A 13,995-nucleotide genomic window follows, 5' to 3' on the forward strand; every position below is an offset into this window, starting at 1 on the left:
CCAGGAGGTTATGTCATGAGCACCACCACACTGGAGCCGACCGTGGGTCTGGAACAGAGCGAGGCGACCGCCGCGCTACTGGAAAGTCGCGAAATACTGCCCACCATTGACCCCATCGAGGAGGTGCCGGTCGACCTCAAGGCACCGGAACTGTACATCAACCGTGAGCTGAGCCATCTGCAGTTCAATGTACGGGTGCTGGAGCAGGCGCTGGACGAAAGCTATCCACTGCTGGAGCGGCTGATGTTTCTGCTGATCTTTTCCAGCAATCTGGATGAGTTCTTCGAGATTCGCGTTGCCGACCAGCTGCGCCAGCTCAAGTATGGCCGTGAGGCCGTCGGGCCGGACGCCATGCACCCGCAGAAGGTGCTCGACCGGATTAGCGAGATCTGCGCGATCAACGTCGAGCGCCAGTACAAAATTCTCAACGACATCATGTTTCCGGCACTGGAAGCGGAAAACATCCGCTTCATCCGCCGTGCCGAATGGACCGATGCCCAGCGTGCCTGGGTCAAGGAATACTTTGAAGACCAGCTGCTGCCGGTGATCAGCCCGATCGGGCTGGACCCCTCGCACCCCTTCCCGCGGCTGGTCAACAAGAGTCTGAACTTCATTGTCGAACTGGATGGCAAGGATGCGTTCGGCCGTGAAACCGGATTGGCGATCATTCCGGCACCGCGCTCGCTGCCGCGCCTGATCCGTCTGCCGGACGAGTTGTGCGAAGGGGGAGATAACCTGATCTTCCTGTCCTCGATCATCCATGAATTCGCCGAAGAGCTGTTTCCGGGCATGACCGTGGACGGCTGCTTCCAGTTCCGTATTACCCGCAACGCCGATCTCAGCTTCGACTTCGAGGAGATCGAGGACTTGGCCCGTGCGCTGCGCGGCGAGCTGCACTCGCGCAAATTCGGCGATGCCGTGCGTCTTGAAGTGGACAGCCGCACGCCGGAGGCGTTGATCGGTGTATTGCAGGCCGAATTCAGTTTGCCGGACAGTCATGTCTACCGCGTCAACGGCCCGGTCAACCTGACTCGGCTGATGGCCGTGCGTGACCTGGTCGAGCGCCCCGAACTGCGCTGGAAGCCGTTTACCCCGGGGCTGCCGAACAAGCTGAAGAACACCGACGACCTGTTTGCCGCCCTGCGCAAGAATGACCAGCTGCTACAGCACCCGTTCCAGTCCTTTACGCCGGTGGTGGACCTGTTGCGCCAGGCGGCCAAGGACCCGCAGGTGATGGCGATCAAGCAGACGCTGTACCGCACCGGGGTCAACTCGGACATCGTCAATGCGCTGGTCGAAGCCGCGCGCAATGGCAAAGAGGTCACCGTGGTGATCGAGTTGCGCGCGCGCTTTGATGAGGAAAGCAACCTGCAACTGGCCAGCCGCCTGCAAGAGGCGGGCTGTCTGGTGGTGTACGGGGTGGTGGGGTACAAAACGCATGCCAAAATGATGCTGATCGTGCGCCGCGAGGGCAGTGAGCTGGTGCGCTACTGCCACCTGGGTACCGGCAATTACCACTCAGGTACCGCGCGCCTGTATACCGACTACAGCTATATGACGGCCGAGCCGGATGTCGGCGAGGATGTGCATAAAATCTTCCAGCAGCTGACCGGTATGGGCAAGATCCAGAAGCTGCAGAAACTGTATAACGCCCCGTTTACCTTGCATGCGAAGATGCTGGAATTGATTCAGAACGAGGTGCGTAACGTCAAGGCGGGGCGCAAGGGACACATTATCATCAAGGTCAACGGTCTCACCGAGCCGAAGCTGATTCGTGCGCTGTATGACGCGTCTCGTGCCGGTGTGCAGATCGACCTGATCATTCGTGGCATGTGCCGCCTGCGACCGGGACTGGAGGGCGTGTCGGACAACATCCGTGTGCGTTCGATCATCGGCCGTTTTCTTGAACATACCCGTGTCTACTGGTTTGCCAATGATGGCGGCAAACCGGTCGTGATCGGCTCCAGTGCCGACTGGATGGAGCGCAACATGCTCAATCGCGTGGAAACCGGCTTTGAGCTGTTCGGCAAGCATGCCGAGCGTATCCGCCGCGAGCTGGGCTACTATCTGGATGACAACACCCAAGCGTGGGAGCTGCACTCCGACGGCAGCTACACTCTGGTGCAGCCGGCCGAGGGCGAGGAGCGTTTCAGTGCCCAGCAGGTCTTGCTGGGTGAGCTCGGCGTGTCCTGATCAGGGCAGCATACTGGCGTAGCCGCTGCGATAGTCCGGATAGATAAAGCGGTAGCCGCTGGCGCGAAGCCGGCGGTTGCTGCAACGTTTGCTGCCGCCACGACGGATCGGTTGGCGTGTGGTGATGTCGACCCCCAGCCGCTCGGCCAGCCACTCCGTAACCTCATGAATCGGGGTCGGGCAGTCGTCACTGGCGAGGTACAGCGGTTTCAGGGCCGCGCCTTCCTCCGCCCGCAGCATGAGATGCTGCAATACACCGACACAGTCATCACGATGAATGCGGTTGCTATAGTGCAACGGTTCGGCCGGTGCGGCGATGCCTGCCAGTACCTGGCGTTGCAGATGGTCCCGGCCGGGACCGTAAATGCCACTGAAGCGGACGACGGTGGCGGGGATGCCCGAGGACAGGGCCAGTTGTTCACTTTCCAGCAGGACCTTGCCACTGTCCGTATCCGGCTGGGTGGGTGACTGTTCGTCGACCCAGTCATGTTCGTGCTGGTGGTAGACCCCGGTGCTGCCGGTCAGGAACAGGTGGCGCGGGGGTTCGGGCAAAGCTGCCAGCAGGTTGCGCAGGCCGTCGACATAGGTACGGCGGTACACCTCGGGGTCGCGACTCTTGGCGGCCGCCGTGTAGAACAGGTAGTCGCAGGCAGGCAGATTGTTCAGTGTGGCCGGATCGCCCAGATCGGCGGCAATGCCATGGATGCTGTCGGGCAGCTGGTTTATAGTACGCCGAAGCCCGAACACCTGTGCCCCGGCAGCACTGAGTCTGAGCCCCAGGTGGGTTCCGATATCGCCACAGCCGGCGATCAGCACTCGTAGTTCCCGCATGTTCACCCCTTTGCACTTGGTTTTCTCCATCCTAACAGAGGTACGCCCCGATGACGCTGACGGAGCTTCGATACATTGTCACCCTGGCCCGGGAGCAGCACTTCGGCCACGCTGCCGAACGCTGCTTCGTGAGCCAGCCGACATTGTCGATCGCGGTCAAGAAGCTGGAAGAAGAGCTGGGTGTGGCCCTGTTCGAACGCAGCAAGAATGCCGTACGGGTGACCCCGGTTGGCGAAAAGGTGGTGCGTCAGGCACAGACCGTGCTGGAGCAGGCCGAGGCGATCAAGGCGCTGGCGCGTGAAGGCAAGGATCAGCTGGCCAGCCCGTTACGCATCGGTGCCATCTATACGATCGGGCCCTACCTGTTCCCGCAGCTGATTCCGCAAATCCAGCGCCTGGCACCCGATATGCCGCTGTATATCGAGGAAAACTTCACCGAGAACCTGCGTGCCAAGATCCGTAACGGCGAGCTCGATGCGATCATCGTGGCGCTGCCGTTTCATGAAGCCGATGTGCTCACCCGCCCGCTCTATGATGAACCTTTCATGATGGTGATGCCCAAGGGCCATGAGTTGGCCGCACAGGCGGAAATCGAACTGCACCAGATGAACGAGATTCGCATGTTGTTGCTGGGCGAAGGGCATTGCTTCCGTGATCAGGTACTGGAAGCCTGTCCGACGTTGAACAAGTCGTTTCATGACCAGCATACGGTGACCGAAGGCAGCTCGCTGGAGACGATCCGGATGATGGTCGCATCCGGGTTGGGAACCAGCGTGTTGCCGTTGTCGGCGATCGACAATCACCCGACCAGCGACCTGATCGAAATTCGTCCGTTCAAGCAACCGCAGCCGATGCGCACCGTCGCGGTCGCGTGGCGCGCCAGCTTCCCCCGCCCTCAGGCGATCGATGTACTGGTCGACGCGATTAACCATTGTCAGATCAAGCATACGGGCGGGGGTGATGGGCAGCACTGACAGTAGTGTCCCGGTCACGGCCTTGAAAGGGGTCGGCACAGCTCTGGAGCTCAAGCTGGAGCGGCTGGGGGTGGCGACCGTGCAGGACCTGATCCTGCATCTGCCGCTGCGTTATCAGGACCGTACCCGGGTAGTACCGATCGGCAGCCTGCGGCCCGGTGATGAGGTCGTCGTTGATGCCACCATTCGCGCCGCGGACGTCGTGCAGGGGCGGCGGCGCAGCCTGCTGTGTCGGGTACAGGATGGCAGTGGCATGCTGACGCTGCGGTTTTTCCATTTCAACGCGGCACAGAAGAACAGCCTGCGACCCGGGCAGCGGCTGCTTTGTTTCGGTGAGGCGCGCCCCGGTCCCGGCGGACTGGAGATGGTTCACCCCGAATACAAGACACTGAAGGGCGAAGGGGCCGCAGTGATGGCAGAACAGCTGACGCCGGTCTACCCGCTGACGGAAGGCATGACCCAGAGCCGCGTTCGTTCATTGATTACATTGGCTTTGGAATGGATGCAGAAAGAGGGTCTGGACGACCTGCTGCCAGATACCTTGCGCCAGCAATGGCAGCTGCCGGATCTGGCGACGTCCCTATCCTATCTGCACCATCCACCTGTGGATGCAGATCAGACATTGCTTCTGGAAGGTAAGCATCCGGCACAACGTCGGCTGGCACTGGAAGAGCTGCTGGCGCACCACCTGTCGCTGCAGAAAATCCGCCAGCAGATCCAGCAACAGGGCGCTCCGCCCCTGCGCGCGACGGGCGAGTGGAGCCGACCCTTTCTGGCGCAGCTGCCCTTTACGTTGACCAATGCGCAGCTGCGCGTGGCCCGTGAAGTAGCACGTGACCTGCAAAAACCGGTGCCCATGTTGAGGCTGGTACAGGGAGATGTGGGGTCGGGCAAGACCATGGTGGCGGCATTGGCGGCACTGCAGGCAGTTGAAAACGGTCTGCAGGCGGCGGTGATGGCACCCACTGAAATCCTTGCCGAGCAGCACCATATCAACTTCACCCAATGGCTCGAGCCGTTGGGTATTCAAGTGGCCTGGCTGGCGGGGAAGGTCAAGGGCAAGGCCCGGGAGCGCCAGCTTGAGCTTATTCGCAGCGGTGAGGCACAGATTGTGGTGGGCACCCATGCACTGTTCCAGGCCGAAGTGACATTCGCCGATCTTGGCGTCGTGGTGATCGACGAGCAGCACCGTTTCGGCGTACACCAGCGCCTGAGTTTGAAAGAGAAGGGGCGTAACGGCGAGCGCAGTCCACACCAGTTGATCATGACCGCCACCCCGATTCCGCGTACGCTGACCATGAGTGCCTACGCCGACCTGGATTGCTCGATCATCGACGAGTTGCCGCCGGGGCGTACACCGGTGCAGACCGTGGTGATTGCCGATTCGCGGCGTGACCAGGTGGTAGAGCGGGTGCGCCAGGCCTGTGAGCAGGGGCGGCAGGCCTATTGGGTCTGTACCCTGATTGAAGAGTCGGAAGCACTGCAGTGCCAAGCCGCCGAAGTGGCGGCGGAGGGGCTGAAGGCAGCCTTGCCGCATCTGCGCATCGGCCTCGTACACGGACGCATGAAAGCGGCCGAGAAGACTGCAATCATGGCAGCATTCAAGGCCGCCGAGCTGGATCTGCTGGTGGCCACGACGGTGATTGAGGTCGGCGTGGATGTACCCAATGCCAGCCTGATGATTATCGAAAACCCTGAGCGGCTGGGATTGGCCCAGCTGCATCAGCTACGGGGCCGCGTTGGTCGTGGCAGTGTCGAAAGCTTCTGCGTGCTGATGTACCATGCGCCCCTTTCGAAGCAGGGGCGCGAGCGGCTGGCCGTCATGCGCGAGACGACCGATGGTTTCCGCATTGCCGAGAAGGATCTGGAGTTGCGCGGGCCGGGTGAAGTCTTGGGTACCCGTCAGACCGGCATGATGCAGTTCCGCATCGCCGATTTGAAGCGGGATGCTGACCTGCTGCCTAAAATCCACCAGTTGGCGGGTGAGCTGGAACAGCTGCCGGCCTTGAATGAAGCTCTGATCCGGCGCTGGCTGGGCAGTGGAGATGTCTATGCACAGGTTTGATACACGGCGTCAGGCGCCGACGGCAACGCAACTGGAGCTGATCGAGCAGCAGATCGGACGTGAGCCCCGCGGGATAGAAGCGGTGGCCTGTGCCACGCAAGAGGGCCTGCCGCTGGTGTTGCAGATGCGCACGTTAGTGGACGATACCCCCTTTCCGACGCTTTATTGGCTCTGTTGCCGTGATCTGTGCCGTAAGATTGGCGGGATCGAAAACAGTGGTTGGGTCAAGCAGATTGAACAAACGCTGCAGGATGATGCAGCGTTACGCGCTGCGTATCTGGCCCAGCAGCAACGCTACGTGGCGCAGCGCTGGCAGTTGATGCGCGCCGAAAATCGGCAGCGAATCGAGCAGCTGGGTTTCAGTGAACTGTTTGACCGTTATGGGATTGGCGGCATTGCTCAATGGGACAAGGTGCGCTGTTTGCACATGCAGTACGCTCATTGGCTGGCGGACGGTGACAATGTCATTGGTGAACGCCTGGAGCAGGAATTTGCGCTGAGCGCACTCGATATTCGGCTTTGAATACAGAAACGGCGACCCATGGGTCGCCGTTTTCAGTACTGCGCAGTGTCGGCTTCAGTTGCCGGTCAGCGTCTTGTACTTGACCATCAGCATGTCTTCGGTTTCGACATGATCAGGGTCTTTCGGAATACAATCGACCGGGCAAACCTCAACACACTGCGGCGTGTCGTAGTGACCGACACATTCGGTACACTTGTTCGGGTCGATTTCATAGATTTCGTCCCCCGGAGCGATCGCCTCGTTCGGGCATTCCGGTTCACATACATCACAGTTGATGCATTCGTCAGTAATCATCAATGCCATGATTGGCTACCTCACTCACTCTGACAGGTTCTTATTTCTGGCGTAGATGCTGCTTTAGCGCACTGGCAACGGCTGGATGAACAAACGGATCGATATCCCCTCCCAATGTCGCAATTTCGCGGATCAGGGTCGACGAAATGTACGACAGGTGCTCGGCCGGTGTCAGGAACAGACTCTCTGCCTGAGGTGCCAACTTGCGGTTCATGTTCGCCAGTTGGAACTCGAACTCGAAGTCGGATACGGCGCGCAATCCGCGCAGGATGATATTGGCATCCTGCTCACTGACCAGATTGGCCAGCAGACAGTCAAAACCGATGACCTCGACATTGGGCAAATGAGCAAGGGCGGTTTGTGCCAGCTCGACACGTTGCTCCAGCGGCAGCATCGGCTGCTTTTTGGGGCTTGCCGCGACCGCAACGACAACACGGTCGAACAGGCGCGCTGCACGCCCGACCAGGTCGGAGTGACCGTTGGTAATCGGGTCGAAGGTACCGGGATAGATTGCCGTATTCATAGCAGTTCAGCAGACCTTGTTAGGGCTAATGGGCAACACTGTTGAGCGCGATGGTAGCCGAATTGTGTAAGGGGCACAAATAGATTAGAGGAATGATAAGTATTAAAAAGGTTATTAAAAATATAACCCTTATTTGAATATGTTATATTTGAGCCGGTATTGAATATGACAATTCCATGAAAATTCAGCCGTCAGCATTGAGCTGTTTCATCACCTGTTCTAGGGTCTACTATTTACATACGTTTGCCCATGTTAATAAAGGAGCGCCCCCACGCAATGGCACGTAGAACCCGTGAAGAAGCGGCCCGAACGCGGCAGACCCTGCTGGCTGCCGGTTTGGATCTGTTCAGTCGGCAAGGCATTGATACCACGACCCTGAAACAGGTTGCGCAGGTGGCTGGTGTTACCCATGGTGCTCTCTATTGGCATTTCCGCAACCGCGCAGACCTGCTGGTGCAGATCCACCATGCCTATGAACTGCCTTTCGAAGCCCAGTATCTGGAACAGTGTCAGGGGGTGCAACAGGATGCCTTGAAGGCGTTGCGCCAGTACATCACGGGTGTGTTGTCGGAGTTTGCCCGCGACCGGCAGACGCAGGCACTGTACCGGGTGTTTTATCTGGCCCCGATCAGTGGGGCGGATCTGGTTGAACTGGACGTCGAGCTGGATGCCAACCGGGCATTGTGGCTGGAACAGCTCAGATTTTTCCTCAAGCAGGCCCGCAAACAGAAGCAGATACGCAAGAGCGCCTGTCCCCAGACGCTGGCGTTCAGCCTGCAGGTTGCGCTCAACGGTTTGCTGCAGGAGTGGTTGCGCTCCGGCAGCGACTTCGACCTGGTCGCACAGGGGCGGGCATTACTGCGCCTGTTGCTCGACGGCTTGCCGTATAAATAGGCGGTAGGCGACCTGGCCTGCCTGCTTTTCCCGGTATAGCTGCCAATTTTGCGGCAGCTGTTCCAGCTGCAGTTCCGTTTCGGTCTCCAGGTAGATCAGTGCGCCGTCTGCAAGCATCTGACGTTGCTCAAGCAATGTACAGACCGGGGCGGCCAGACCCTTGCGGAATGGTGGGTCCATGAATACCAGGTCGTAACGTACCTCCTCATTGACCGGGCGCTGTTGCAGCCATTCCGGTGCCGAGCGGCCGATCAGCTCGGCATTCTGTGCCTTGAGCGTATTCAGGTTATTGCGCAGCTGGTTGATCACTTCCGGGGCCTGATCGACGAACGTGACTGATGCCGCTCCCCGCGACAGGGCTTCCAGTCCCAGCGCGCCACTGCCACTGAACAGGTCAAGACAGCGGGCGCTGGGCAGGTAATTCTGCAGCCAGTTGAACAGGGTCTCACGGACACGGTCCGGTGTCGGACGCAGCCCCTCAATGGCGGGAAACTCCAGTTTGCGCCCGCGCCATGCGCCACCAATGATGCGAACGCTTGACGGGGTGGCGGAAGCCGGCGTGCGGCGTGGGCGGTGGTTGTTGCGGCGTGGCATCGCGGTCAGTCCTTACGGTGAAGCGGGAAGGGAAAGGGTGTGATAGTAATCAGTCTCCAGTTGTTGCTGCAACCAGTGCTGTACCTGTGTGCTATCGATATGCTCCAGTGGCAGCGGCAGTCGCTGCAGTGTGTCTGCGGGCAGCTGATGGCGCGCCAGCAGGTCGAGCCATGACGACTGGCCTGCTGCGTCGGTCACAAGTTGTTGCACCTGCTGGCGTGCCGCTTCCAGATTTGCGGCAGTTACCTGTGACGGTAACCACGGCCGTACCGATGGCTGTTGTGTGCCCTGTATTATCAACGTGGCATTGCCGGCGGGTTCCCAGCCGAGGCTGAAACCTGCCGGCGAATGGCTGTCGGTTTGGCGCTGTGCCAACCAGTCTGACAGCCCCTGGTGAATGGCTTCCCGCGCCAGCAGAGTCATGGCCAGGGCGTCAACAGAGTCCGGCACGGGCAGTTGCCAGCGGTGCAGTGTGATCGGTAGGGTGACCCGTGGTGTTGGCACCGGCAAGATGGCCAGTGTCAGGGGTGCAGGGGCCGGGACGGTGGTGGCGGGCGTCGGCAGGGGTAATGTCAGCGCGGGCGGCTGTGCTCCTGACAGGGTCATGCGCCAGTGCGCCGGTTGCAGCCATTGCCGGTAGGCGACGAGCGGATCCACGGTGGCCGAGTGTTGTGTCGTGGTCGGGAAAGACAATCTCAGCCAGGTATCCGTCTGTTGGCGTGCCAGATAGTTTTCGGCTTGAACGCGGCGCAGCAGACTGCCCCAGTCGACCTCTGGGGGGTGTTGCAGACGTTGTAGCAGGGTCGTGAGCGTCGGATCGTTCGGAGTCTGCTGACTATGCAATATAAGCCGCACATGGCTCGGCAGAGTGTCCAGCTGCACCGTCCATCCCTGTTGCTGCAGCCAGTGTCCCAGTTCATCCGGGGTCTGGATGCGGTGGCGCAGAGCGGTGAACAGCAACTGTTGCTGCAGCCCGTCGGTTGCCGACGTGGGTACAGACTGCGGCAGCAGCAGGTGTATCCGGTACCCGGTTTGTGCGGGCACAGTATGCAGATAGACCCGCCGGTCTGCGCTGGCCTGCCAGTCGGGAAGGTCCGGCTCGGAGCCCAGCAGCGATAGCAGCAGAATAATGCCGGGCAGCACCAGAATCAGCAGACTGAGCTGGCGGCGGCTGAAGAAAGATTGGGTCATGACCGGGCTCCGCCTGATTGATCGCCGGGTTTGTCCGAGGTGGCTCTGTGCTAAGATAGCCCCCCATTAAGTATTGAACTCCAGATGCCCGCCATGCAGGGCTCTCTACAGCGGATATTACAGATTATGGAAGCGCTCTACACCTGGATGACCGAACAAGGCCTTGACCCTGCAATCCTGCCCTACATGGCGGGTGTGATCGTAGTACTCCTGCTATTGGTAATTGTACGGGTCAGCCGTCGCCAGTCCGCCCTTAAAGCCGAACAGCATGAAGCCGAGCAGGCTCGACTGCAGGCCGATGCAGAACAGAAAGTGGCCGCCGAACGTGCCGCTCGTGAAGCGGCAGAGCAGGTTGCACGGCAGGAAGCTGCCGAGGCCGAGGCGCAACGCGCCGCAGAAAAAGCGCTGCAGCAGGCTGAAGTTGAGCGTCAAGCCGCTGCGGAAGCGGAAACCGCACGTCAGGCACAGGAAGCTGAGGCGCGTAGAGCCGCTGAACAGGCTGAACAGGCCGCCGCTGCTGCACGTCAGGCACGTGAGCAGGCCGAGCGTGATGCCAAGGCTGCACAGGAGGCTGCCGCACAAGCAGATGCTCAGGCCGAAGCCGAAGCCGAAGCTGAAGCTGAAGCTGAAGCTGAAGCCAAGCGCCAGGCCGCCGAGCGTGATGCGCGTGAAGCCGCCGAGGCTCAAGCCAACGTCCAGGCTGAGGCAGCCGCTGAACAGGCGCAACAGGCTGCAGAACAGCAGGCCATTGCGGCCGCAGAAGCCAGCGCTCGTCAGGCTGCGGATGAAGCGGCGGCAGCGGCAGAACGCCGTGCCCGTGAAGAATCTGAACGTCAGCAAGCCGAACGGGCTGCAGCCGAAGCTGAATCCCGCCGTGTCGCTGAGCAAGCGGCAGTGGACGAGGCGGCTCGCATAGCGGCCGAAAAAGCTGCCGCAGACGAAGCGGCTGCAGCCGCTGCGCGCAAAGCGGCCGAGGAGGCGGAACGTCTGGCTGTAGAAGAGGCGGAGCGCAAGGCCCGGGAAGAGGCTGAGCGTCAGGCTGCAGAGGCGGCGGAGCGTGAGCGTCTGGCTCGTGAGGAAGCCGATGCCGAAGCTGCTCGTGTAGCGGCAGAAGAAGCAGCGCGCTTGGCAGCGGAGAAAGCGGCGGCCGAGGCAGAAGCCGCCCGTCTGGCGGCAGAAAAAGCCGCTGCGGAAGAGGCTGAACGCCAGGCGCTGGCAGCTGCAGAGCGCAAGGCGGCCGAAGAAGCGGCTGCGAAAGCGGCAGAGGTTTCACCTGAACAGAAGAAAGCCGGTTTCTTTTCGCGTATCAAGAGCGGCCTGAGCCGGACCAAGGCCAACCTGACCGAGCAGTTGGGCGATCTGTTCCTGGGAGTCAAGGAGATTGACGAAGATCTGTTGGAAGAGATCGAAACCACGCTGCTGATGGCGGACGTGGGTGTCGAAGCGACCACTGAGATCATCGAACGTCTGACCGAACGCGTTGAACGCAAGCAGCTGACCGATGCCGATGCGCTGAAAGAAGCATTGCAGCAGGAACTGGCGGCCTTGCTCGGCGGTGTGGAGCACAAGCTGCAGCTGCCGGAGAAAAAACCGGCGGTGATCCTGATGGTTGGCGTCAATGGTGTTGGCAAAACCACCACCATCGGCAAGCTGGCGAAGAAATTTCAGAGCGAAGGCAAATCGGTCATGTTGGCGGCCGGTGATACCTTCCGCGCCGCGGCGGTTGAACAGCTGCAGGTCTGGGGTGAGCGCAATAACGTCCCGGTCGTGGCCCAGCACACCGGTGCCGACTCGGCGTCAGTGATCTTTGATGCGTTGCAATCCGCCCAGTCCAAGGGCGTTGACGTACTCATTGCCGACACCGCCGGCCGCTTGCAGAACAAGGACAACCTGATGCAGGAGCTGCAGAAGGTGGTGCGGGTGATGCAGAAGCTGGACCCGGAGGCGCCGCATGAAGTGATGCTGGTGCTGGATGCCGGTACCGGCCAGAACGCGATCAGTCAGGCAAAACAGTTCAAGGAATCGGTTGGCGTCAGCGGCATTACCCTGACCAAGCTCGATGGCACCGCCAAGGGCGGTATCATTTTTGCCATTGCCAAGCAGTTCGACCTGCCGATCCGTTACATCGGGGTTGGCGAGCAGGTGGATGATCTGCGCCCGTTCGAGGCAGATGAATTCGTCAAGGCACTGTTCGACTGAGGTAAATCATGGCCGCAATCCGGTTCAGTAATGTCTTCAAACGCTATGCCAGCGGCCAGGATGCCTTGCTGGGGGTGGACTTCGAACTCGCATCGGGTGAGATGGCATTCCTGACTGGTCATTCCGGCGCCGGCAAGAGTACCCTGCTGAAACTGATCATGCTGATGGAGCGGCCCAGTCGTGGCCAGGTCTGGATCGGTCAGCAGGATCTGTCCCGTCTGCACCGGTCGCAGATCCCCCATCTGCGCCGCCAGATCGGGGTGGTGTTCCAGAACCACCAGCTGCTGTTCGACCGTTCGATCTTCGACAACGTGGCGTTGCCGCTGCAGATCAGTGGTTATGATCCGGCGGATGCGGCGCGTCGAGCTCGTGCGGCACTGGACAAGGTCGGCCTGCTGACCCGGGAAAAACAGAACCCGATTACCCTGTCCACCGGGGAGCAGCAGCGGGTCGGTATCGCGCGGGCGATCGTGCATAAGCCGAAACTGCTGCTGGCGGATGAACCGACCGGTAACCTTGACCCGCAGCTGTCCGAAGACATCATGCGTCTGTTTGGCCAGTTCAACAGCATTGGTACCACCGTACTGATTGCCAGTCATGATCTGTCGCTGATCAACCGCATGCGGCATCGCCGACTGACATTGAAACAGGGGAGGCTGGTGGCCGATGACTAAGCCTGCACGCAAAGAACCGGCATCTCCGCGCCGCGGTGCGGAGCAACACCGTATCCAATCTGCCGACCGTCGTCGCAGCTGGCGGCGGCACCACCTGAGCGTGGCCAAGGAAGCGCTGCTACGCTTGCAACAGACGCCGGTGGCGTCCCTGATGACACTGGCAGTACTGGCGATTGCACTGGCGTTGCCGGGATTCCTGTTGTCGGCATTGGGGAATGTGCAGGGTCTGACCAATGGTTGGGACCCTCAGCCCCGTATTGCGCTGTATATGAAGCTGGAACTGAGCGATCAGGCGATCGACAGCTTCAGTCGTGAGCTGCTGTTGCGTGACGACCTCAGCTCAGTGGAACTGATCAGTCGGCAAAAGGGGCTGGAAGATTTCCGCCAGTACAGCGCCTTTACCGACCTCCTCGACCGTTTCGACAGCAACCCGTTGCCAGCGGTGATCATGGTGTTGCCACGGGATACCGACCCTCTGCAGCTGCCGCTGGTACGCAACGAGCTGGCGGCACTGCCCGGTGTCGATGAAGCCCAGCTGGATATGGAATGGGTGCAGCGGCTGGATGCCGTTCTTGCGCTCGCCCAGCGTGGCAGTTACGTGCTGGGAGGACTGTTGGCGCTGGCGGTACTGCTGGTGGTGGGTAACACGGTCCGCATGACCATCGAAAGCCGCCGCGACGAGATCCTGGTCAGCAAGCTGGTCGGTGCTACCGATGCCTGGGTGCGCCGTCCTTTCCTGTATAGTGGCTTCTGGTTCGGTCTACTGGGCGGTGTGCTGGCCTGGGTGTTGGTGCAGCTGGCGCTGCTGATGGTGGCTGAACCGGCACAGACGCTGGCCAGCCTCTATTTGAACGATTTTGTGTTGCAGGGATTGGGGTTTCAAGGATCGTTGATCATGCTGGCAACGGCGACATTGCTGGGATTGTCCGGTTCATGGCTGGCGGTGTCGCGGCATTTGCGCGAGATTGAGCCTGGCGAGGTGTAAAGCGTCTGCAACACTTGCCCTGCAGACTATTTCACGTTAAGTTTTTCAGTCGGCT

The 13,995-nt window shown here is 60.4% G+C and carries 13 protein-coding genes; 8 read left to right on the forward strand and 5 right to left on the reverse strand.

Annotated elements, in window-relative coordinates; all coding sequences use genetic code 11:
• Nucleotides 1–15 precede the first annotated feature (15 nt).
• Nucleotides 16–2,193 carry a polyphosphate kinase 1 gene (ppk1, locus tag CLV44_RS08180; protein WP_106591633.1) on the forward strand — a complete coding sequence of 726 codons (2,178 nt, stop codon included), beginning with the start codon at nt 16–18 and terminating at the stop codon, nt 2,191–2,193.
• Here ppk1 and CLV44_RS08185 read toward each other — a convergent pair whose 3' ends face one another.
• Entirely contained in the window at nt 2,194–3,024 is an 831-nt protein-coding gene (locus CLV44_RS08185; RefSeq protein ID WP_106591634.1) for an SDR family oxidoreductase, read from the reverse strand.
• Between the two features lie 50 nt (nt 3,025–3,074).
• Between CLV44_RS08185 and CLV44_RS08190 the strand changes: the two genes are divergently transcribed.
• Genes CLV44_RS08190 through CLV44_RS08200 form a run of 3 tightly spaced genes read left to right on the forward strand, consistent with a single transcriptional unit; the run spans nt 3,075 to nt 6,586 of the window.
• Nucleotides 3,075–3,998: a hydrogen peroxide-inducible genes activator gene (locus CLV44_RS08190; RefSeq protein ID WP_106591635.1), complete on the forward strand. Its 924-nt coding sequence runs from the start codon at nt 3,075–3,077 to the stop codon at nt 3,996–3,998.
• Nucleotides 3,985–6,063 (forward strand): ATP-dependent DNA helicase RecG, encoded by a 2,079-nt coding sequence (gene recG, locus CLV44_RS08195; protein WP_106591636.1) that lies wholly within the window; start codon nt 3,985–3,987, stop codon nt 6,061–6,063. Before CLV44_RS08190 ends, recG begins: the two co-directional genes overlap by 14 nt.
• On the forward strand, nt 6,050–6,586 hold the full coding sequence (locus CLV44_RS08200) for a DUF501 domain-containing protein (protein WP_106591637.1): 537 nt from the start codon (nt 6,050–6,052) through the stop codon (nt 6,584–6,586). The genes recG and CLV44_RS08200 overlap by 14 nt, the downstream gene beginning before the upstream one ends.
• A 54-nt stretch (nt 6,587–6,640) precedes the next feature.
• Here the strand turns inward: CLV44_RS08200 and CLV44_RS08205 are convergent, their stop codons facing one another.
• Nucleotides 6,641–6,889, reverse strand: coding sequence for a YfhL family 4Fe-4S dicluster ferredoxin (locus CLV44_RS08205; protein ID WP_106591638.1), 249 nt, complete (start codon nt 6,887–6,889; stop codon nt 6,641–6,643).
• Nucleotides 6,890–6,920: 31 nt separating this feature from the next.
• The gene (coaD, locus tag CLV44_RS08210; RefSeq protein WP_106591639.1) at nt 6,921–7,403 is read right to left on the reverse strand and encodes a pantetheine-phosphate adenylyltransferase; all 483 of its coding nucleotides are present in this window, start codon (nt 7,401–7,403) and stop codon (nt 6,921–6,923) included.
• 276 nt (nt 7,404–7,679) lie between these two features.
• On the opposite strand from coaD, the gene CLV44_RS08215 reads away from it, so the two are divergent.
• Nucleotides 7,680–8,297, forward strand: coding sequence for a TetR family transcriptional regulator (locus CLV44_RS08215; RefSeq protein WP_170069300.1), 618 nt, complete (start codon nt 7,680–7,682; stop codon nt 8,295–8,297).
• On the opposite strand, the gene rsmD is transcribed toward CLV44_RS08215, so the two are convergent.
• Both rsmD and CLV44_RS08225 read right to left on the reverse strand, forming a co-directional pair.
• Nucleotides 8,259–8,891 (reverse strand): 16S rRNA (guanine(966)-N(2))-methyltransferase RsmD, encoded by a 633-nt coding sequence (rsmD, locus tag CLV44_RS08220; protein ID WP_106591641.1) that lies wholly within the window; start codon nt 8,889–8,891, stop codon nt 8,259–8,261. The two genes, CLV44_RS08215 and rsmD, sit on opposite strands and share 39 nt — an antisense overlap.
• A gap of 12 nt (nt 8,892–8,903) precedes the next feature.
• Entirely contained in the window at nt 8,904–10,082 is a 1,179-nt protein-coding gene (locus tag CLV44_RS08225) for a hypothetical protein (protein WP_106591642.1), read from the reverse strand.
• Between the two features lie 894 nt (nt 10,083–10,976).
• Between CLV44_RS08225 and ftsY the strand changes: the two genes are divergently transcribed.
• From ftsY to ftsX, 3 genes are read left to right on the forward strand one after another with little or no spacing between them, the layout of a single operon-like run.
• Nucleotides 10,977–12,281 (forward strand): signal recognition particle-docking protein FtsY, encoded by a 1,305-nt coding sequence (gene ftsY, locus CLV44_RS17405; RefSeq protein ID WP_245912648.1) that lies wholly within the window; start codon nt 10,977–10,979, stop codon nt 12,279–12,281.
• A gap of 8 nt (nt 12,282–12,289) precedes the next feature.
• Entirely contained in the window at nt 12,290–12,955 is a 666-nt protein-coding gene (gene ftsE / locus CLV44_RS08235) for a cell division ATP-binding protein FtsE (protein ID WP_106591643.1), read from the forward strand.
• Nucleotides 12,948–13,940 carry a permease-like cell division protein FtsX gene (gene ftsX, locus CLV44_RS08240; protein WP_106591644.1) on the forward strand — a complete coding sequence of 331 codons (993 nt, stop codon included), beginning with the start codon at nt 12,948–12,950 and terminating at the stop codon, nt 13,938–13,940. The genes ftsE and ftsX overlap by 8 nt, the downstream gene beginning before the upstream one ends.
• Nucleotides 13,941–13,995: the final 55 nt, after the last annotated feature.

The sequence above is a fragment of the Marinobacterium halophilum genome (assembly GCF_003014615.1).
Taxonomy (GTDB): Bacteria; Pseudomonadota; Gammaproteobacteria; order Pseudomonadales; family Balneatricaceae; genus Marinobacterium; species Marinobacterium halophilum.

Excerpts from the sequence above, each read along its gene's own strand:
- CLV44_RS08185 (WP_106591634.1), bottom strand. The coding sequence starts at position 3,024 with ATGCGGGAACTACGAGTGCTGATCGCCGGCTGTGGCGATATCGGAACC.
- coaD (WP_106591639.1), bottom strand. The coding sequence starts at position 7,403 with ATGAATACGGCAATCTATCCCGGTACCTTCGACCCGATTACCAACGGT.
- CLV44_RS08215 (WP_170069300.1), top strand. The coding sequence starts at position 7,680 with ATGGCACGTAGAACCCGTGAAGAAGCGGCCCGAACGCGGCAGACCCTG.
- CLV44_RS08205 (WP_106591638.1), bottom strand. The coding sequence starts at position 6,889 with ATGGCATTGATGATTACTGACGAATGCATCAACTGTGATGTATGTGAA.
- ftsE (WP_106591643.1), top strand. The coding sequence starts at position 12,290 with ATGGCCGCAATCCGGTTCAGTAATGTCTTCAAACGCTATGCCAGCGGC.
- CLV44_RS08225 (WP_106591642.1), bottom strand. The coding sequence starts at position 10,082 with ATGACCCAATCTTTCTTCAGCCGCCGCCAGCTCAGTCTGCTGATTCTG.
- rsmD (WP_106591641.1), bottom strand. The coding sequence starts at position 8,891 with ATGCCACGCCGCAACAACCACCGCCCACGCCGCACGCCGGCTTCCGCC.
- ftsX (WP_106591644.1), top strand. The coding sequence starts at position 12,948 with ATGACTAAGCCTGCACGCAAAGAACCGGCATCTCCGCGCCGCGGTGCG.
- CLV44_RS08190 (WP_106591635.1), top strand. The coding sequence starts at position 3,075 with ATGACGCTGACGGAGCTTCGATACATTGTCACCCTGGCCCGGGAGCAG.
- CLV44_RS08200 (WP_106591637.1), top strand. The coding sequence starts at position 6,050 with ATGCACAGGTTTGATACACGGCGTCAGGCGCCGACGGCAACGCAACTG.
- recG (WP_106591636.1), top strand. The coding sequence starts at position 3,985 with ATGGGCAGCACTGACAGTAGTGTCCCGGTCACGGCCTTGAAAGGGGTC.
- ppk1 (WP_106591633.1), top strand. The coding sequence starts at position 16 with ATGAGCACCACCACACTGGAGCCGACCGTGGGTCTGGAACAGAGCGAG.